The organism is Pseudoxanthomonas japonensis (genome assembly GCF_043632995.1).
In the GTDB taxonomy this organism is placed as follows: domain Bacteria; phylum Pseudomonadota; class Gammaproteobacteria; order Xanthomonadales; family Xanthomonadaceae; genus Pseudoxanthomonas_A; species Pseudoxanthomonas_A japonensis.
This window is the reverse complement of record NZ_CP171632.1, coordinates 2,435,632-2,452,505: the sequence shown is the minus strand read 5'-3', so window position 1 is coordinate 2,452,505 and position 16,874 is coordinate 2,435,632. Positions and strand designations below refer to the sequence as shown.

Annotated in this window: 18 protein-coding genes; 4 read left to right on the top strand and 14 right to left on the bottom strand. The window is 67.8% G+C overall.

The window, feature by feature from the left end:
- Positions 1–14: 14 nt before the first annotated feature.
- From flgJ to ACGHX3_RS11215, 10 genes are all read right to left on the bottom strand, one after another.
- Positions 15–1,070 carry a flagellar assembly peptidoglycan hydrolase FlgJ gene (gene flgJ / locus ACGHX3_RS11260; RefSeq protein ID WP_394697276.1) on the bottom strand — a complete coding sequence of 352 codons (1,056 nt, stop codon included), beginning with the start codon at positions 1,068–1,070 and terminating at the stop codon, positions 15–17.
- A 10-nt stretch (positions 1,071–1,080) separates the two neighbouring features.
- Positions 1,081–2,262: a flagellar basal body P-ring protein FlgI gene (locus ACGHX3_RS11255; RefSeq protein WP_394695001.1), complete on the bottom strand. Its 1,182-nt coding sequence runs from the start codon at positions 2,260–2,262 to the stop codon at positions 1,081–1,083.
- A 10-nt stretch (positions 2,263–2,272) separates the two neighbouring features.
- The gene (flgH, locus tag ACGHX3_RS11250; protein ID WP_213602456.1) at positions 2,273–2,959 is read right to left on the bottom strand and encodes a flagellar basal body L-ring protein FlgH; all 687 of its coding nucleotides are present in this window, start codon (positions 2,957–2,959) and stop codon (positions 2,273–2,275) included.
- A gap of 31 nt (positions 2,960–2,990) precedes the next feature.
- A complete protein-coding gene (flgG, locus tag ACGHX3_RS11245; protein WP_162337303.1) occupies positions 2,991–3,776 on the bottom strand; it encodes a flagellar basal-body rod protein FlgG in 786 nt (261 codons plus the stop codon).
- 962 nt (positions 3,777–4,738) lie between these two features.
- The gene (locus ACGHX3_RS11240; protein WP_313927133.1) at positions 4,739–5,491 is read right to left on the bottom strand and encodes a flagellar basal body rod protein FlgF; all 753 of its coding nucleotides are present in this window, start codon (positions 5,489–5,491) and stop codon (positions 4,739–4,741) included.
- 114 nt (positions 5,492–5,605) lie between these two features.
- Positions 5,606–6,826, bottom strand: a complete 1,221-nt coding sequence (gene flgE / locus ACGHX3_RS11235; RefSeq protein ID WP_394695000.1) for a flagellar hook protein FlgE — start codon at positions 6,824–6,826, stop codon at positions 5,606–5,608.
- Positions 6,827–6,863: 37 nt separating this feature from the next.
- On the bottom strand, positions 6,864–7,547 hold the full coding sequence (locus tag ACGHX3_RS11230) for a flagellar hook capping FlgD N-terminal domain-containing protein (RefSeq protein WP_394694999.1): 684 nt from the start codon (positions 7,545–7,547) through the stop codon (positions 6,864–6,866).
- Positions 7,548–7,574: 27 nt separating this feature from the next.
- Positions 7,575–7,982, bottom strand: a complete 408-nt coding sequence (gene flgC / locus ACGHX3_RS11225; protein ID WP_213602451.1) for a flagellar basal body rod protein FlgC — start codon at positions 7,980–7,982, stop codon at positions 7,575–7,577.
- A gap of 11 nt (positions 7,983–7,993) precedes the next feature.
- Positions 7,994–8,380 (bottom strand): flagellar basal body rod protein FlgB, encoded by a 387-nt coding sequence (gene flgB, locus ACGHX3_RS11220; protein WP_162337308.1) that lies wholly within the window; start codon positions 8,378–8,380, stop codon positions 7,994–7,996.
- A 311-nt stretch (positions 8,381–8,691) separates the two neighbouring features.
- Complete coding sequence (locus ACGHX3_RS11215) at positions 8,692–9,645, bottom strand: chemotaxis protein (protein ID WP_162337309.1); 954 nt, start codon at positions 9,643–9,645, stop codon at positions 8,692–8,694.
- Positions 9,646–9,787: 142 nt separating this feature from the next.
- Between ACGHX3_RS11215 and flgA the strand changes: the two genes are divergently transcribed.
- The 4 genes from flgA (at position 9,788) to ACGHX3_RS11195 (ending at position 12,602) form a co-directional block, all read left to right on the top strand.
- Complete coding sequence (gene flgA, locus ACGHX3_RS11210) at positions 9,788–10,435, top strand: flagellar basal body P-ring formation chaperone FlgA (protein ID WP_394694998.1); 648 nt, start codon at positions 9,788–9,790, stop codon at positions 10,433–10,435.
- Positions 10,436–10,603: 168 nt separating this feature from the next.
- A complete protein-coding gene (flgM, locus tag ACGHX3_RS11205; protein ID WP_162337311.1) occupies positions 10,604–10,912 on the top strand; it encodes a flagellar biosynthesis anti-sigma factor FlgM in 309 nt (102 codons plus the stop codon).
- A gap of 5 nt (positions 10,913–10,917) precedes the next feature.
- A complete protein-coding gene (locus ACGHX3_RS11200; RefSeq protein ID WP_313927130.1) occupies positions 10,918–11,262 on the top strand; it encodes a flagellar protein FlgN in 345 nt (114 codons plus the stop codon).
- A gap of 188 nt (positions 11,263–11,450) precedes the next feature.
- Positions 11,451–12,602 (top strand): ATP-binding protein, encoded by a 1,152-nt coding sequence (locus ACGHX3_RS11195; protein ID WP_162337325.1) that lies wholly within the window; start codon positions 11,451–11,453, stop codon positions 12,600–12,602.
- 123 nt (positions 12,603–12,725) lie between these two features.
- Here the strand turns inward: ACGHX3_RS11195 and ACGHX3_RS11190 are convergent, their stop codons facing one another.
- The 4 genes from ACGHX3_RS11190 to ACGHX3_RS11175 all read right to left on the bottom strand — a co-directional run bounded on the left by ACGHX3_RS11190 (position 12,726) and on the right by ACGHX3_RS11175 (position 16,648).
- Positions 12,726–12,992: a GIY-YIG nuclease family protein gene (locus ACGHX3_RS11190; protein ID WP_394694997.1), complete on the bottom strand. Its 267-nt coding sequence runs from the start codon at positions 12,990–12,992 to the stop codon at positions 12,726–12,728.
- On the bottom strand, positions 12,985–14,631 hold the full coding sequence (locus ACGHX3_RS11185; protein ID WP_162337326.1) for an EAL domain-containing protein: 1,647 nt from the start codon (positions 14,629–14,631) through the stop codon (positions 12,985–12,987). The genes ACGHX3_RS11190 and ACGHX3_RS11185 overlap by 8 nt, the downstream gene beginning before the upstream one ends.
- 65 nt (positions 14,632–14,696) lie before the next feature.
- The gene (locus ACGHX3_RS11180; protein WP_394694996.1) at positions 14,697–15,326 is read right to left on the bottom strand and encodes a histidine kinase; all 630 of its coding nucleotides are present in this window, start codon (positions 15,324–15,326) and stop codon (positions 14,697–14,699) included.
- Between the two features lie 131 nt (positions 15,327–15,457).
- A complete protein-coding gene (locus ACGHX3_RS11175; RefSeq protein ID WP_313927127.1) occupies positions 15,458–16,648 on the bottom strand; it encodes a methyl-accepting chemotaxis protein in 1,191 nt (396 codons plus the stop codon).
- Positions 16,649–16,874: the final 226 nt, after the last annotated feature.

Sequence of the window (16,874 nt, the reverse complement as noted above, 5' to 3'; positions counted from 1 at the left end):
GCGTATTCCCCAGGTCAGCGCCGCAGCGCGTTGCCGATGGCGTTGCCCACCACGCTGCCGACCTTGCCGCCGACGGTGTCGCCGATGGCCGACAGCACCTTGCCCAGCGTGGGTCCGTTGGCGATGGACGCGATCTTGTTGGCGTAGGTCGGATCGGTGGCGTAGCCGGCGCGCTGCAGGCCGCGTGCGAAGCCGGCGATGTCCTTGCCGGCCGACAGTGCCTGCTGGTAGCGCGGGTTGTTCTTCAGCAGCCGCACGTAGTCGGCGAAGCTCTCGGCGGGCGAGGCGTACGCGCGGAAATCCGCGGTCTCGGTGTGCTTCACGCCGTTGCTGTACTCGTGCGTGGCGGTACGGGCACGTTCGCCCTTCCAGCCGGTGGCCTTGATGCCGAACAGGTTGTGCGCGCTGCCGCCGTCGCCGGTCTTGATCTGGCGCTTGCCCCAGCCGGTTTCCAGCGCCGCCTGCGCGACCAGCGCCCGCGGGTCGACGCCCAGCTCCTTCGCCGCCTGCTTGGCGTGGTCCCAGATCTCGGCGACGAAGCGTTCCGGCGTGTTGCGTGCGTACTTGGACGGATCGGCCGACGCGACCTGTTCGACCTCGTCGCACGCCGCGGCGTCGGGACGCACGGTGATCGTATCCAGCGTGATCGTGCCGGGCAGCGAGGTGGCGTCGCGCGCACCCGTGCCGATGCCGCGGCCGGCGATGGCGTCGAGCATGGAATCCGCTTCGCCACCGGGCAGCAGGCGCTTGTAGGCCGACAGCGCAGTGCTGGCAGGCACGGCAGGGGTGTTCGTGTCGGTGGCGCCCAGCTGGCGCGCGATCATCGGCGCCAGGCCCAGCCCGCGGCCCTGCGACATCGCGGTAGCCAGCTGCTGGTCGTACATGTCGCGGAAGACCTGGTTCTCGCCCGGGAACAGCGAGTCGCCGAAGCCGGCTTCGCGCATGCACTTGATCATCATCTGCGCGAACTGGCCTTCCAGCTTCTTCGCGACGTCGTGGATGCGCGCGTTGTCCGGCGTGCCGCCGACATCGGCCAGCGGCAGGGCAGGATTCAACGTTCCGATGGGCATGCTGGCCATGTCAGATCACCTCGAGCTCCGCGCGCAAGGCGCCGGCCTGCTTCAGGGCTTCCAGGATTGCGATCAGGTCGCCGGGGGCGGCGCCGACTTCGTTGACGGCGCGGACGATCTCGTCCAGCGAGGTGCCGCCCTCGAACTTGAACATACGGCTGCCTTCCTGGCTGACCGAGACGCTGGACTGTGGGGTCACCACGGTCTGTCCGCCGCGCGAGAACTCGTTCGGCTGGCTGACGTTGGCCGCTTCGGTGATGGTCACCGTCAGCGAACCGTGCGTGACCGCGGCCGGCATCACCTGCACCTGCGCACCGATGACGACGGTGCCGGTGCGCGCGTTGACGATGACCTTGGCCGGCGCGCTGCCCGGCGTCAGCTCCAGGTTTTCCACCTGGGCGAGGAAATTGATGCGGCGCGAGATGTCGGCGGGTGCGCGCACGGCCACCGTCACGGCGTCGATCGCGGCAGCGCTGCCGCTGCCGAAGTTCTGGTCCAGCGCCGCGACCATGCGCGACACGGTGGTGAAGTCGGCGCGGTGCAGGTTCAGCGTGATGGTGCCTTCGCCGCTGTCCAGCGCATTGGGAATCGCGCGCTCGACGGTGGCGCCGTTGGGAATGCGGCCCACGCTGGGCACGTTGACCGACACGCGCGAGCCGTCCTTGCCCTGCGCGCCGAAGCCGCCGACCACCAGGTTGCCCTGGGCGATGGCGTAAACCTCGCCGTCGGCACCGCGCAGCGGCGCCATCAGCAGGCTGCCGCCGCGCAGCGACGTCGCGTTGCCGATCGACGACACGGTGATGTCGATCGGCTGGCCGGGCTTGGCGAAGGCGGGCAGGTCGGCGTGGATGGCCACGGCCGCCACGTTCTTCAGCTGCGGATTGACGTTGGCCGGGACGTTGACGCCCAGTTCGCCCAGCATGTTCTTCAGGCTCTGCACGGTGAAGGGCGCCTGGCTGGTGCGGTCGCCGCTGCCGTCCAGGCCCACGACCAGGCCGTAGCCGACCAGCGGGTTGCTGCGCACGCCGCCGACCTGGGCCAGGTCCTTAATGCGTTCGGCACGCGCGGCCGGCGCCAGGCAGATCAGCACCAGGCCGATCCACGCCAGCAGGCCGAGCAGGGTGTAGGTGTCGATGCGGCGCCGCTTTTTCGCGGGCGTCGGCGCGGCGTCGTTGGTGTCGTTGGCGGCCATCACGCGAGGCTCAGTTCGGGAAGATCGGGGAATTGAAGAAGCGGCCCAGCCAGCCCATCGAATTGGACTGCGCGATGGCGCCGCGACCGCCGTAGGCGATGCGCGCGTCGGCGACCTTGCCGGAGGAAATGGTGTTGTCCGGGTTGATGTCGGCCGGGCGCACGATGCCCTGGATCTGCACCAGCTCGTCGCCCTGGTTCAGGCGCATGTTCTTCTGGCCCTGCACGACCAGGTTGCCGTTCGGCAGGCGCTGGATCACGGTGACCGTCACGCTGCCCTGCAGGCGGTTGCTCTGCGCGCTGTTGCCGGTGCCGTTGAAGCCGCGATCGCCGTTGACCGAGGCGCTGAGGATGTCGCGACCGTTGAGGGTGACCGGTGCGCCGGCGATGTTCGGTGCCGCCAGCGCGATCTCGCTCTTCTTGTCGACCGAGGTGGTGGCCGAGGTCTGCGCGGCGGTGTTCTCCACCAGGTTGATCGTCAGCAGGTCGCCGACGTCGCGTGCGCGGCGGTCGGCGTAGAGGTTCAGGCCGGGGCCGGCGCGGTAGATGGAACCGGCGGTGGCCGGCGCCGTGGCCGCGACGACGGGCTGGATCGGCTGCATCGGCGCGTAGGGGCGGACGTCGCCGTAATAGCGCGCACAGCCCGGCAGCAGCATCAGTGCGCAGGCGAGGGTGGTGGCGGACGTGGAGCGCTTCATGGCGTATCCCGTAGCGTGACGAGGGCAGTCGTCAGACGTTGTTGTTGAGGTAACCGAGCATGGAGTCGGTGGTGGAGATGGCCTTGGCGTTCATTTCGTAGGCACGCTGGGTCTCGATCATGCTGACCAGCTCTTCCACCACGTTGACGTTGGAGCCTTCCAGCGAACCCTGCACGACGCTGCCTAGGCCGTTGAGGCCGGGCGTGCCGTTCTGCGCGGGACCGGACGCGGTGGTCTCGACGTAGAGGTTCTCGCCCTTGGCCTGCAGGCCGGACGGATTGACGAAGTCGGTGAGCGTCAGCGAGCCGATCTCCAGCGCCTGTGCCTGGCCGGCCATCGTCACGCTGACGGTGCCGTCGTTGCCGATGGTCAGCGACTGCGCGCCTTCGGGCACCTGGATGCCGGGCTGCACGGGATAGCCGCTATTGGTGACCAGTTCGCCCTGTGCGTTGATCTGGAACGAGCCGTCGCGGGTGTAGGCGGGCGAGCCGTCGGGCAGCAGCACTTCGAAGAAGCCGCGGCCGTTGACCATGACGTCGAGCGAACGGCCGGTCTGCTGCGGGTTGCCCTGCTGGAAGTCCTTGGAGGTCGACACGACGCGCACGCCGGTGCCGAGCTGCAGGCCGGACGGCAACTGGGTCTGCGAGGAGGTGGAGCCGCCGGGCTGGCGGACCTGCTGGTACAGGAGGTCTTCGAAGCTGGCGCGGTCGCGCTTGAAGCCGGTGGTGTTGGTGTTCGCCAGGTTGTTGGAGACCACGGACATGCGCGTCTGCTGCGCGTCCAGTCCGGTCTTGGCGACCCAGAGGGCCTGGTTCATGGCGGGGTTCCTCGCGGATGGAAGGGCGGAAGCGCGCGATGCGGTTCCTCGCCTCCTCTCAGGCAAGTCCTGTGCCGGAACGGGTGTCGTGGTTCTGGCGCTGGTGTTTCGGCCGAAGTGCGACCTTAGTCATGGCCCGTGGCCGGTACCGGCATTTTTCTGACGGGATGCCTGCTCAAGCCCCTCTCCCTGCACCTGAGCCCCTCTCCCTGCGGGAGAGGGGTTGGGGAGAGGGCCAACGAAGTCCAATGCCCTCGATCCGCCCGTCGTCGGCACCACATCCGCCACGGGCTCTGCTTTTGCTGGCCTTGCGGGAGGCGCCTTCCACGTATTGAACATGGCGCCGCTCGCCGCGGGGGCCTTCTTTCTTTGCTTGTGCAAAGAAAGAAGCAAAGAAACACACCCCAGGCGGCACGCCCTCCGCGCTGCGCGCTCCGGGTTCGCAAGCTGGCCGGGAATTTTCGTAAGGCACATCCATGTGCCATACGAAAACGCCGTCATCCCTGACGGCGCCCTTCGGGTTGTACCCGGCCCACTCGCCGTGCCTCATGGGGACCCGGAAAGCGTGAGCAACAGCGAAAGCGGCTCTTGGGCCCCCTGAGGTCCGGCAGTCACGGCGGGTAAAACCCCGCAGGGGCGGCGCACAGGACGTGCGCCGTTTTCGGCCAGGGCAGGATGCCCTGTCCGAAAATTCCCGCCGGGACTGCGCACCCGCCGCGCAGCGGCGGGCGGACCGCCGGGGTGTGCTTTCTTTGCCTACTTTCTTTGCACAAGCAAAGAAAGAATGCCCCCGCGGCGAGCGGCACCCTGCATGAGAAAGAAGATCCATCCCGCAAGGCCATCGAACTGGAAGGTTCGCCGCGGACGTGATGACCGCCAATGGTGGCCTGGAGACATGGTCTCCGTTGCCCCTCACCCCAACCCCTCTCCCGGTGGGAGAGGGGCTCAAGAATCAAGAAGCATCAGCCGCCGAGGCGCAGCAACTGGTTCGACGACTGCGCCATCTCGTCGCCGCTGCGGATCACCTTCACCTGCATCTCGAACTGACGCTGCAACTGGATCATCTGCACCAGTGCACCGGCCGCATCCACGTTGCTGCCTTCCAGCACGCCCATCGTCAGGCTGTTGCCATTGGCCACCGGCAGCGCCGGCGCCTGCGGATCCTTTGGACGCATCAGGCCATCGCCACCGCGGGCCAGCTGCGACTGCGCCGCTTCCACGATGCGCATGCGGCCGACCACGGCCATCGTCTGCGGGCCTTCGCCCTGCGGGATGATCGAGACCGTGCCGTCGGCGCCGATGTCGATCGACTGCGCGGGCGGCACCGCGATCGGGTTGCCGTTGTCGTCCAGCACCGCGCGACCACCCGCGGTGACCAGCTGGCCGTTCGGGGTGACGCTCAACTCGCCGTTGCGCGTATACGCCGTACCGCCATCGGCGGCCTGCACGGCCATCCAGCGGTTCGGCTGCAGCGAGATGTCGAGCGAACGCCCGGTGACCATCTGCGAACCGGTGCGGCCATCGAAACCGGGATCGATCAGCACCGCGTCCACGCGCGAGGGAAAACCCTGGCCCTGGATCTTGAACGCCTCGGTACCGGCCAGCGCGGCCTTGAAGCCCTTGGTGTCCACGTTGGCCAGGTTGTGCGACACGGTGCCCTGCGCCTGCAGTGAAGCGCGGGCGCCGGTCATCGCGACGTAAAGGGCTTTGTCCATGAGGCGAGTCCAGAGTTAAGAGGAGTGAGAAGTGAGTAAAGGCGGAAGCGGCAGGGAGAAGGGCAGACGTCACGCATTTCCCTCACTCCTCACTCCTCTCCACTCACTTCTGCTTTACCTGATGTTGATCACGGCCTGGGTGATCTGGTCCTGCGTAGACAGGGCCTGCGAGTTCGCCTGGAAGTTGCGCTGCGCCACGATCATGTTGACCAGCTGCTCGGTCAGGTCGACGGTCGAGGCTTCCAGCGCGCCGGAGGCCACCTGGCCGAAGTCCGACGTGCCCGGTGCGCCGATGCGCGGCTCGCCCGAGGCGTAGCTGTGCGTCCAGGTGTTGTTGCCCTGCGACACCAGGCCCTGCGGATTGCTGAAGTTGGCCAGCGCCACCTGGCCGAGCGCCTGGTCTTCGCCGTTGGAGTAGCGCGCGTAGACCACGCCGGTCTCGGACACGCTGAATTCGTTGAGCTTGCCGGTGGCGTAGCCGTCCTGGTTCTGGATGCGCTTGGCGAACTGCTCGCCGTACTGGGTGGTGCCGCTGATGTTCATCGTCATGTTCAGCACGCCGGCACCGGTGCTGGGCGTGAACGGCGCCAGCGCGATCAGGCCATTGGCCGGCGCGGTCAGCGTGCCGTTGTTGTCGAACTGCACCGTGGTCGGCGCGCCCATCGTGGCGCCGTCCACGTAGGTGTGCATCTGCCACTCGTTCGGGTTCGGCGTCTTCACGTAGTAGACGGTCTGCTGGTGGGCCACGCCCAGCGAGTCGTACACGGTGACCGAGGTGGTCTCGTTGTAGCTGGCGCTGTCGGTCGGGGAGAACGGCGTGATGGTCGGCTGCGCGGCGTTGCCGGGCAGGGTGACGCCCAGTTCCACGTTGGTGGTCGGCGACGGCGGGCTGTCGGTGGTCAGCAGGCGCAGGTCGGTCATGTTGCCGGTGTCGAAGCCGACGCCGTCGGCACGCGGCGGGAACACCTGCAGGCGGTAGCCTTCCGGCGTGGTCACGAAGCCGTTCGGGTCGCGCTGGAAGTTGCCGGCGCGCGTGTAGACGTTGGTGCCGTTGTTGCTGACCGTGAAGAAGCCTTCCTTGTCGATGGCCATGTCCAGGTAGCGGCCGGTCTGGTTGATGTCGCCCTGCGAGAACTGCTGGGCCACGTTGGTCAGGCGCACGCCGGCGCCGATGCCGTTGCGCATCAGGCCGTAGCCGGTGGACGAGAACACCTCGGCGAACTCCGCACGCGACTCCTTGAAGCCGGTCGTGTTGACGTTGGCGATGTTGTGCGAGGTGACGTTGAGGTCGGCGTTGGCCGCCCTCATGCCGGACAGCGAGCTGTTGAAAGCCATGGAAGACTCCTTGCAGGATGCGGTGGGAGTGAGAGGGTCAGGACGCCGACTTGCCGATGCGCAGCACGTAGTCGAGCGGGGCGGTGCCCAGGCCGGGCAGGTTGAGGTACAGGCCGTCGGAGCCGATGGTCACGCTGTCCACGGTGGCGTCGACGTAGGTATTGAGCGCGGTGGCCGTGCCGTCGCTGCCGGTATGCGTGGCCTTGATCGAGTACTTGCCGGCCTCGGCGCGTTCGCCGTTGGCTTTCAGGCCGTCCCACGAGAACGCGGTCTCGCCCTTGCCGGTGGCTTCGACTTCGACGGTATCCACCACGATGCCGCTGGCATCCTTGATCTCGAAGGTCACCTTGCCGGCGCCCGGCGACATCACCAGGCCGGTCGCGTTGCCGGAGGCGGGCAGGGCGATGGAGTCAGAGGGCACCACCACCGAATGCCCGACCAGCGATGCGCCCTTGAGCACCTGGTCGCCGGTCAGTGCGGCGGTAAACCCGTTGACGGTGCTGTTGAGGTCGCTGATGCCCTGCACGGTGGAGAACTGCGCCAGCTGTGCGACGAACTCGCTGTTGGACAGCGGTTTCAGCGGGTCCTGATTGCTGAGCTGCTCGGTCATCAGCCGCATGAAATCGGCCTGGCCCAGCGTATCGGCCTTCTTCGCCGTGGTCGCGGCGCCGGTGGTACTGGTGTTGAGGGCGGCAAACGGATCGCCGTTGACAGTGGTCATGGGTGTTCTCGGTCAGGGGCGGGCGCGTCAGCGGCCCATCGTCAGCGTGGCCAGGGCGAGTTCCTTGGCCGTGTTCAGCACTTCCACACCGGCCTGGTAGCCGCGCGAGGCGGAGATAAGGTTGACCATCTGCGCGACCGGATCGACATCCGGCGCATAGACGTAGCCGTCGCCGTCGGCCATCGGATGGCCGGGCTCGTAGCGCTTGATCGGTGGTGCTTCGCTCTGGGTGATTTCCTTCACCTGCACCGAGGTCAGCGTGCCGTCCGCGTTGAGCTTGCGTGCCTGGAAGATCGGCTCGATCGGCTTGTAGACCGCGTCCGGCGACGAGGCGATGGAGTCGGCGTTGGAGAGGTTGCTGGCGATCGTGTTCAGGCGCACGGACTGCGCCTGCAGCGCGGAACCGGCGACGTCGAAGATGGGCAGGTTGCTCATGGCATGCCTCCTTACTGGCCGGTGATCGCGGTGAGCATGGTGCGCACCTTGGATTCGATGAAGCTGAGCGAGGCGCGGTATTCCAGCGCCGCGCGGCCGTAGGCGGCGCGCTCGGTGTCGGCGTCGACGGTGTTGCCGTCCAGGCTGGGTTGCACGCCGTCGCGCTCGAAGATGCGCGGCGAGGCGTTGAGCAGCGTCATGTGCTGCTCGTTCGTGCTCTGCAGCGGTGCGGCCTTGGCGGCGGCCTGTTCCAGTGCGGCCTGGAAGTCCAGGTCCTTCGCCTTGAAGTTGGGCGTGTCGGCGTTGGACAGGTTGCTGGCGATCAGCTGCATCCGCTGCTCACGCAACGGCAGTGCCGCGGCGTGGACACCGAGGTAGTTGGAGATGGGATTGGACATGGCACCGCTCCGGCAGACCGTTGCCGGGGCAGCTGCAAGGCGTGTGCCAGAACGTGCGGTCTGCCTCGTCCCGGGGATGCCGGCTCCTCGTCATCCCAGCGAACGCTGGGATCCATCTTGATGTTGCCCTGCACCTGTCATAGCCGAGGCCAGAAGCAACATGGGTCCCAGCGTGCGCTGGGACGACGCTTCAGGCTCTCCAGGCCCCACGTCAGCCCGACTCAGCCGTAGCGTCGAGCTTGCTCGACTGCTTTGCCGGCAGGCCTCCAACCCGGTTCCAACGGCAGCGGAGCAAGCTCCGCTCTACGCCATCAGGCCGCCATTCTTGCCGACACCACCTGGTTCAGCCGGAACAGCACGTGCTCGGCCAGTTCGTGCGGGCTGTACTTGGCCACGAAGGCGTTGGCGCCGACCCGTTCGACCATGGCGTTGTTGAACACGCCCGACAGCGACGTGTGCAGCAGCACGTACAGGCCGGCAAGCCCCGGATGGCGACGGATTTCCGTCGTCAGCGTGTAGCCGTCCATGGCCGGCATCTCGATATCCGAGATGACCATCGCGTAGCGCTCGGCCGGATTCTCGCCGGCCGCGTGCACCTGCAAGAGATGGTCCAGTGCCTGACGACCGTCCGAAAGCAGGGTGGCGGTGACGCCCAGCTGCTCCAGCACGCTGCGGATCTGCGAGCGGGCGACGCGGGAGTCGTCCACCACCAGCACCTGCATCGGCGGGGCATCGGCGGGCAGCGCCATCTCCGGCGCGAGGGTGGCGTCCATGCGCGACTGGCAGATATCGGCCAGCACGCTCTCCACGTCGATCACCTGGATCAGTTCGCCCTGGAACCGCGTTACCGCGGTCAGGAAGCTGTTTTCCGCACCCAGTTCCGGCGGCGGATGGATGTCTTCCACCGCGATGTTGACGATGCGCTCCACGCCGCTGACCAGGAAGCCCTGGACCGAGCGGTTGAACTCGGTGACGACCAGGTAGTTGGGGGCGTTCTCGGGATTCGGGTCGCGCTCGGGGTGGCGGATGCTCAGGCCCAGGTCGAGCACCGGCACCGACCGTCCGCGCACGTCCGCCACGCCGACGAATTCGGTGGGCAGGCCGGGCAGCTGGAATAGCGACGGCCGGCGCAGGACTTCCTGCACCTTGAAGACGTTGACGCCAAAAAGCTGACGCCCGCCCAGGCGGAACAACAGCAGGGCGAGGCGGTTGTGGCCGGCCAGGCGGGTGCGCTGGTCGATGCGGTTGAGCAGGTCCTGGGTCATGCACAACTTATCGGCACCCGCGATCTGCGCTTGAGGAGAGGATGATTTCCCCTCTCCCCGCACGCGGGGAGAAGGGAATGTCAGCGGATTTCTGGCACACCCTTTGCACCTTCCCCCGCCGATGAACCGAAGGAGCCCGCCCATGCTGCTGCGCCTGACCACCGCCCTGATCGGCGGCCTGACCGCGTGCGCCGTGCTGGCCGCGGATTTCCAGCCGGTCGACAGCATCAAGGCCGCCGCCATCGGCGCCCTGCCGGACGGCAGCGAGGCCGAGGCCACGCTCGATCCCGCCCTGCGCCTGCCCCGATGCAGTGCCGCGCTGGTCGCACGCGTGCAGGGCAGCAACAGCGTCGAAGTCGTTTGCCCCGATGGCTGGCGCCTGTTCGTGCCGGTGCGCGTGCGTCGCAGCCAGACCGTCCTGGTGCTGGCGCGTGGCATCGCGCCCGGCGAGACCATCACCGCCGACGCCTTCGTCGCCGAACGGAGGGATGCCTCCCGCATCGTCGGCGCCGCCGTGGCAGACCCCACGCAGGCCGTGGGCCGCGTCGCCCGGCGCATGCTGCCGGCCGGCGCGGTGCTGGCCTCGACCGACCTGGTCGCCCAACGCCTCATCCGCCGCGGCGACAACGTGGCGCTGGTGTCCCGTCGTGGTGGCGTGGAAGTGCGCGTGGCCGGCAAGGCGCTGGCCGATGCCGGCGAGAACGAGCGGGTGACCGTCGAGAACCTGTCCTCGCGCCGGGTGGTGCAGGGCATCGTGGGCGCAGCCGGCGACGTATGGGTGAGCCGATGAAAAAAATTCCCTGTTCGCCCTCAAGATGTTCCGCATGGGGCCGATACCGACGATGGGTGGAAGGACATCGGGCGAAACCCGGCCCTTCCTCGGAATTGTGCGATCCGTCACTAAAGTCCCCCGGGTGGCGGCCGATAACTCCCATGAACCCTGTTACAGGTCACTGACATGAACCAGAAAATCGAAGGCACTCCCCCGGCCGCCGTTCGCAGCACAGGTCCCATCGGAGGCCGCGTCGCCCCGGCGGGCGCCGACCGTTCCGGTCCGGTGCAGGCCAGTGCGGCCGGCGACAGCCTGCGCCTGACCGGCGAAGCCACCAGTCTGCAGGCGATGCAGCGCGAACTGGCGACCGCGCCGGCGATCAACGAAGCCCGCGTGGCGGCCGTGCGCGAAGCGCTGCAGTCCGGCACGTACAGGATCAACGCCGAGGCGATCGCCGACGGCATGCTCGGCCTGGAAGACCAGCTGGGCGGCTGAGCACGATGACGCACGCGTCCCTCCAGCGACTGTCCGCGGCCCTGGAAGAGGAGCGTCGCGCCATCGTCGAGCACGACGTGGAAGCGCTCGTGCGCTGCACGCAGGACAAGCTGGATGCCCTGCGCGCGCTGGAAAGCGCCGCCGCCGGCTTCGGTTTCCCCGACGACCTGCGCGAAAGCCTGGCCGATCTGGCCGAGAAGAACCACGCCAACGGCATCCTGCTGGCGCGCCGGCGCCGTGAAGTGAACTGGGCGCTGCGCCATCTGGGCCGTACCGAAAGCCACGGCGCCTACGACGCGCAGGGTCAGACCTCGACGACCTCCGCACCGCGTCCGCTCGCGGTCGCCTGAGCCCGGTGCCGGATCCGAAAACTGCGACCCCGCACCTTGCCGCTCCCGCGGCCGCGCCGGATACTGGCGCCCCATCGCCGCCACCCGATGCATCCGTGGCCACAGCCCCGCCCCTGAATTCCCCGTCCGCCACGTGCACGGCGGAGGACATCCCCAGCTTCGCCGACCTCAAGGCGCTGGCCGAACTGATGGACGACGGCTACCTGCTGCTCCGTGGCGATGGCCGTCCGCTGCATGCCAACGCAGCGGCGCGCGCGCTGGTCAACGACGAGGACGACGCGCTGCCGGCGCTGTCGGCCCTGTTGCCGGCGGAGGCGATCCGCACCGCACGCGCGACCGGCCGCTGGAATACCGACCTGACCCTGGCCGACGGCGTCGTGCTGCAGGTGCGCGCGTATTTCCACGACAGTCCGGGCGGTGGCCACTGCATGGTGGTCTTCCACGATGTCAGCGAGGCGCATGCGCGCCAGCAGGAACTGCAGCGTCGCCATGCCCAGCTGCGCCAGACGCTGGTGCGCCTGGCCGGTGCGCAGGAACAGCTGGTGCAATCGGAGAAGATGGCATCGATCGGCCAGCTCGCCGCCGGCGTCGCACACGAGATCAACAATCCCATCGGCTACGTGCACTCCAACCTCGGCTCGCTGCAGGAGTACCTGCACAGCCTGTTCTCGCTGATCGAGGTCTACGAGCGCGCGCTGCGCCTGCCGGACCCGAAGGTGATGCTGCCGGAGATCGAAGACCTGCGTGCGCGGTCCGACATCGACTTCATCACCGGCGACCTGCCGCAGCTGATGTCCGAGTCGCGAGAGGGCATCGAGCGCGTCACCGCGATCGTGCGCAACCTGAAGGATTTCTCGTACTCGGGCCGCGACGACAGCTGGAAGTCCGCCGACCTGCACGCCGGCCTCGATTCCACGATCAACATCATCTGGAACGAGCTGAAGTACAAGGTCACGCTGGAGAAGCACTACGGCAAGCTGCCGCTGGTGCAGTGCCGACCGTCCGAGTTGAACCAGGTGTTCATGAACATCCTGCTCAACGCCAGCCACGCCATCGACGAGCGCGGCACGATCACCGTGAGTACGGGCGTGGAAGGCGACGAGGTCTGGGTCGACATCCAGGACAGCGGCCACGGCATCCCCGACGAGATCCTGCAGCGCATCTTCGATCCGTTCTTCACCACCAAGCCGGTCGGCAGCGGCACCGGCCTGGGCCTGTCGATCTCCTACGGCATCGTCAAAAAGCACAACGGCCGCATCGAAGCACGCAACGTGCCCGGCGCCGGCGCCTGTTTCCGGATTACGCTGCCGATCCGGCAGCCGGCCGCAGACGCGGCGTGAGCGAACCGATAGATGGTTCTCGTCGTCCCAGCGTACGCTGGGACCCATTCTGATTTTTCCCGTTGGGCAAAGGGCCACGCAAAATCAAGATGGATTCCGGCGTTCGCCGGAATGACGGCGGGACTATTGAAAGAACGCCAGCTTCTTCGCCCGCGGCAACCGCTTCAGCTGCGCCTCCGCACGCGATGCCGCGCTGCGGTCCGGATAACCGCGGGTCGCCAGTACGCGCACCGGCGGATTCGCGCGGGTGTACTTCGCGCCGGTGCCGGCGACATGCGCGGCGTAGCGTGCGTCCAGCCGGTTGGTGATGCCGGCGTAGAAGGCGCCGTTGCGGCATTCCAGCAGGTACAGGCACCATCCGTCCGGCAGCGGAATGCCGGGCTCAGGCATGCGCGCGGTGGTGTGGCTGGTTCTCGTAGGTGGTGAACGCCTGACGGATGTGTTCGCGCAGGTCGTCGTCGTTCCACGGCTTGGTGAGGAAGCGGTAGATTTCGCCGCGGTTGATCGCCTCGGTGACGGTGGCCAGGTCGGTATAGCCGGACAGCACCAGCCGGATGGTGTCCGGGTACAGCAGGCGCACGCGACCGAGGAACTCGGTGCCGCTCATGTCCGACATGCGCTGGTCGGACAGGATGACCTGCACGTCGTTGGTCGCCAGCAGTTCGAACGCGTCGGTGACGTTGCTGGCGGCGAGGATGCGGTAACCGTCGCGGCGGAACAGGCGCACCAGCGAGCGCAGGATGTTCTCTTCGTCGTCCAGCAGCAGCAGCGTGCGGTCGGGCTTGGTGGCGGCGAATGCGTCGGCGCGCAGGTAGCGGCGGCGCAGCACCGCACCGGCGTCTTCGGCCGACATCGGCTCGCCGAAGAGGTGGCCCTGGAACATGTCGCACTGGTTGCGGCGCAGGAAGCCGAGCTGCGTGTCGGTCTCCACGCCGTGCGCGATGACCTTCATGCCCAGCTGGTGGCCCATCGCGATGATGGCGCAGGTGATGGCGACCTCGCGGTTGCCGGACGGCACGCCCTTCACGAAGTTGCGGTCGATCTTGATCTTGTCCACCGAGAAGCGGACCAGCGAATCCAGGTTGGAGTCGCCCATGCCGAAATCGTCCAGCGTCAGCCGCACGCCTTCGCGGTGCAGCTGCGCCAGCGTGCGGTGGACCAGGTTCATGTCCTTGGCCAGTGCGTTCTGGCGGACTTCCAGCACCACCATCTGCGGCGGGATGCCGGCTTCCTGCATCGCTTCCAGCACCTCGGACACGAAGCTGGGGCGCAGCAGCTGTAGCGTCGACACGTTGACCGCGATCTCGAAGTCGTCGAAGCCCCAGTCGCGCCAGACGCGCGCCTGCTTGAACGCGTTGCGCAGCACCCAGTCGCCGATCTGCACGATGACGCCGAGCTTCTCGGCCACGTGCATGAAGCGCTCCGGCACCAGCAGGCCGAGCGCGGGCGAGTACCAGCGCAGCAGCGTCTCCATGCCGACTACGCGGCCGTCGTGCGCATTGATCTGCGGCTGGTAGAACAGGCGCAACTCGTTGTGGTGGATGGCGTTGACGATCTGTCGGGCGATGATGCTGTCGCTGCGGGCGGTGATCGCCGCGCCGCGCCGGTACAGGCGCACCAGGTTCATGCCTTCGTGCTTGGCCTGCTCCATGGCGCTTTCCGCGCACTGCAGCAGGCTGGACGGCGTGTCCGCATGCTCGGGGCACAAGGCCACGCCGAGCGTGCCGGTCAGGAACAGCGTGTACGGCAGTACCGTCATCGGCAGTTCGATCTGCTCGCGCAGCAGGTCGCCGAAGCGCTCCGGCGGCGGCGTCCCCGGCACGCGCGGCACCGCCACGATGAACTCGTCGCTGCCGTGGCGCCAGGCGCGCGCTTCCGGCCCCAGCGCCTGCTGCAGGCGGTCGCTGAGGATCGCCAGCGCCTCGTCGCCGACTTCCACGCCCATGTTCTCGTTGATCGAACGGAAATGGTCGATGTCGATGTAGAGCAGCATCAACGGCGTCCCGTCCGACGTGGCGGCGTCGACCATGCGCTGCAGGTCGGGTTCGCCGGCGCCGAGGCGCGGCAGGCGGGGCAGGTGGGCGTGTTCTGAATTCACGCGGGATCGGCGGACGCGACGGGCAGGGGCCCATAGGGTAGGCGAAGTCGCCACGATGCGCCTGCGGCCGCGGTCAGCTCGCCGCCCACTGCGCTGGCCAGCGCTTGCAGCAGGGGCAGCTCGGCGATGTCGCCGGTGTGCATCAGCAGGTCGAGCGTGAACGCGCCGGCCGCATCGGTGTCGCCGGCCAGCATCATCGCCGGTGCGCGATCCGCCGCCACGGCGGCCCGCAGCAGGACCTGCGCGATGCGGAACGCCACCAGCGCGGTCTCCGTGTCGGGTGCGTGCGGCAGCGGGGCGAGGGCCAGCGCCGCACCGGGGAAGAGACGTTCGTGCTCGGCCCGCAAGGCGGCGTCCAGTCCGATCGAGTCCAGCTGCGGCGGATGCAGCGTGGCGTGCAGGTCGCGCACGATGGCCACCGCTTCGTCGCTGGCACGGATGATCTCCAGCAGGTCTTCGGCGCGCAGGTCCGCATCGTCTTCCGATTGCACCAGGTGCGCGCCCATCCGGATCGCCGACAGCGCCTGGCCGACCTGGTTGTGCAGGGCGCGGCCGACGCGGTGGCGGTCGGCTTCCTGCAGGCGGAACAGCTGCAACAGCAACTCGGAGGAAGGCGGCGTCGACATGGGCGGTGGGGCAGCGGGAACAGCGGCAGTATGCCAGCGCGCCAGCACATGACGACGCGGCGGCGTCCCGAATGCAACGGGGCGGCCATCGCTGGCCGCCCCGTTGCGTCGTTGCCGGTGGGCCCGGTCGGTCAGAACAACTCGACCGTACCCGCGCCCATGTTCTGCTGCGCGACCGGCTTGTGCGGCGGACGCTCCCATTCCGTGCGCTGGTCGCGCAGGCGGTTGCCGATCAGGCGCAGCGCGCTGAGCAGTTCGTTGTCGGTGGCGCCGCCCGAGCGGTGCAGCAGTTCCTGCAGGGCCAGGGCTTCCTTGTTGATCGCGGTCAGGCGGTCCAGGTGCGTGGTCGCACTGCCCAGCGACTGGGTAGCGATGTCCTCGAACTGCAGCGAGCGGACGGCTTCGGCGACACTGGCGTCGATGGCGTGGCCGCACATCGAGACCTCGCGCATGCCGTCGCCCAGCGAGGCGTTGATCGCGGCGACCTGGTTCAGCATGCCGGCGGCTTCGCTGCGGGCTTCCCGCGAACGGTCCAGGTCGCGCGAGGCCATGTTGGAGACGGTGTCGCGCACCTTGGCGATGGATTCCTTCGAGCTGTGCGCCAGCTTGCGGATCTGTTCGTTGAAGGCGGTGGAGCGTTCGGACAGGTTGCGCACCTCGTCGGCCACCACCGCGAAGCCGCGACCGGCTTCGCCGGCACGGGCCGCTTCGATGGCGGCGTTCAGCGCCAGCAGGTTGGTCTGGTCGGCGATCGACTTGACGTCCTCGAGCAGCGAGAAGATGCCGTCCAGGTGCTGCGCCATGTCGTCGATGTGGTGCACGGTGGTGCCGCTCTGGCCGGCCACCTGTTCCAGCGCCTCGACCAGCTGCTCCATGCGCTGGCTGGCGTTCTGGGCGAAGCGCGCCACGTCCACGCCGGCCCGGTCGCCTTCGCCGTTGCGGTCGATGATGCGGGAGATCGCTGCGCTCTGTTCGCGCGACTTGCGGTTCATCGCATCGAAGCTGCCGCCCAGGTTGCCGACGGCCTCGCGGATCAGTTCGCGGGCGCGGTCGATCTCGCTGCGCGAGCCTTCGATCTCGTTGTTGACGAAGCGGCGCAGTTCGGTCAGCAGCGCATCCTGTTCGCGCACGACGCTGGCGTGCTCGGGGGAGATCTGGTGCGAATGGGTGACGGTCAGCCAGGCGAAGATCAGCCAGGCCAGGGTCAGCGACGTCAGCAGCGCCCATTGCAGGGCGGTGGGCCAGTCGAAGCCGACCGACACCGGGAACAGCAGGGTGAGGATGAGGGGTGCCGCCAAACGAACCAGGATGCGCGAATACATGGGTGCTCTCTGCTGAAGCTCACTGATGAGTATCGGCCGTGCGGATCGGCTCTTTAGGCGGGAAATCCGGCGGTTTCGGGGTTGCGGGCGATCTGTGACGGAGGTAGCCGCTTCCCGGCCACGCTGTTGTGGGAGCGACGTCAGTCGCGATGCTCTTCATTCAGGCATCGACAGCCCGTCATCGCGACTTACGTCGCTCCAACAGCAGTCCCACAGCCGGGATTCC

Bases quoted from the DNA above. Each gene is read 5' to 3' on its own strand.
- ACGHX3_RS11240 (WP_313927133.1), bottom strand. From the start codon at position 5,491: ATGGACAAAGCCCTTTACGTCGCGATGACCGGCGCCCGCGCTTCACTG.
- flgE (WP_394695000.1), bottom strand. From the start codon at position 6,826: ATGGCTTTCAACAGCTCGCTGTCCGGCATGAGGGCGGCCAACGCCGAC.
- ACGHX3_RS11255 (WP_394695001.1), bottom strand. From the start codon at position 2,262: ATGGCCGCCAACGACACCAACGACGCCGCGCCGACGCCCGCGAAAAAG.
- ACGHX3_RS11195 (WP_162337325.1), top strand. From the start codon at position 11,451: ATGGACGACGGCTACCTGCTGCTCCGTGGCGATGGCCGTCCGCTGCAT.
- flgC (WP_213602451.1), bottom strand. From the start codon at position 7,982: ATGAGCAACCTGCCCATCTTCGACGTCGCCGGTTCCGCGCTGCAGGCG.
- ACGHX3_RS11230 (WP_394694999.1), bottom strand. From the start codon at position 7,547: ATGACCACTGTCAACGGCGATCCGTTTGCCGCCCTCAACACCAGTACC.
- flgM (WP_162337311.1), top strand. From the start codon at position 10,604: ATGAACCAGAAAATCGAAGGCACTCCCCCGGCCGCCGTTCGCAGCACA.
- ACGHX3_RS11215 (WP_162337309.1), bottom strand. From the start codon at position 9,645: ATGACCCAGGACCTGCTCAACCGCATCGACCAGCGCACCCGCCTGGCC.
- ACGHX3_RS11185 (WP_162337326.1), bottom strand. From the start codon at position 14,631: ATGGTCGACGCCGCCACGTCGGACGGGACGCCGTTGATGCTGCTCTAC.
- ACGHX3_RS11190 (WP_394694997.1), bottom strand. From the start codon at position 12,992: ATGCCTGAGCCCGGCATTCCGCTGCCGGACGGATGGTGCCTGTACCTG.
- flgB (WP_162337308.1), bottom strand. From the start codon at position 8,380: ATGTCCAATCCCATCTCCAACTACCTCGGTGTCCACGCCGCGGCACTG.
- flgH (WP_213602456.1), bottom strand. From the start codon at position 2,959: ATGAAGCGCTCCACGTCCGCCACCACCCTCGCCTGCGCACTGATGCTG.
- flgJ (WP_394697276.1), bottom strand. From the start codon at position 1,070: ATGCCCATCGGAACGTTGAATCCTGCCCTGCCGCTGGCCGATGTCGGC.
- flgG (WP_162337303.1), bottom strand. From the start codon at position 3,776: ATGAACCAGGCCCTCTGGGTCGCCAAGACCGGACTGGACGCGCAGCAG.
- flgA (WP_394694998.1), top strand. From the start codon at position 9,788: ATGCTGCTGCGCCTGACCACCGCCCTGATCGGCGGCCTGACCGCGTGC.
- ACGHX3_RS11175 (WP_313927127.1), bottom strand. From the start codon at position 16,648: ATGTATTCGCGCATCCTGGTTCGTTTGGCGGCACCCCTCATCCTCACC.
- ACGHX3_RS11200 (WP_313927130.1), top strand. From the start codon at position 10,918: ATGACGCACGCGTCCCTCCAGCGACTGTCCGCGGCCCTGGAAGAGGAG.
- ACGHX3_RS11180 (WP_394694996.1), bottom strand. From the start codon at position 15,326: ATGTCGACGCCGCCTTCCTCCGAGTTGCTGTTGCAGCTGTTCCGCCTG.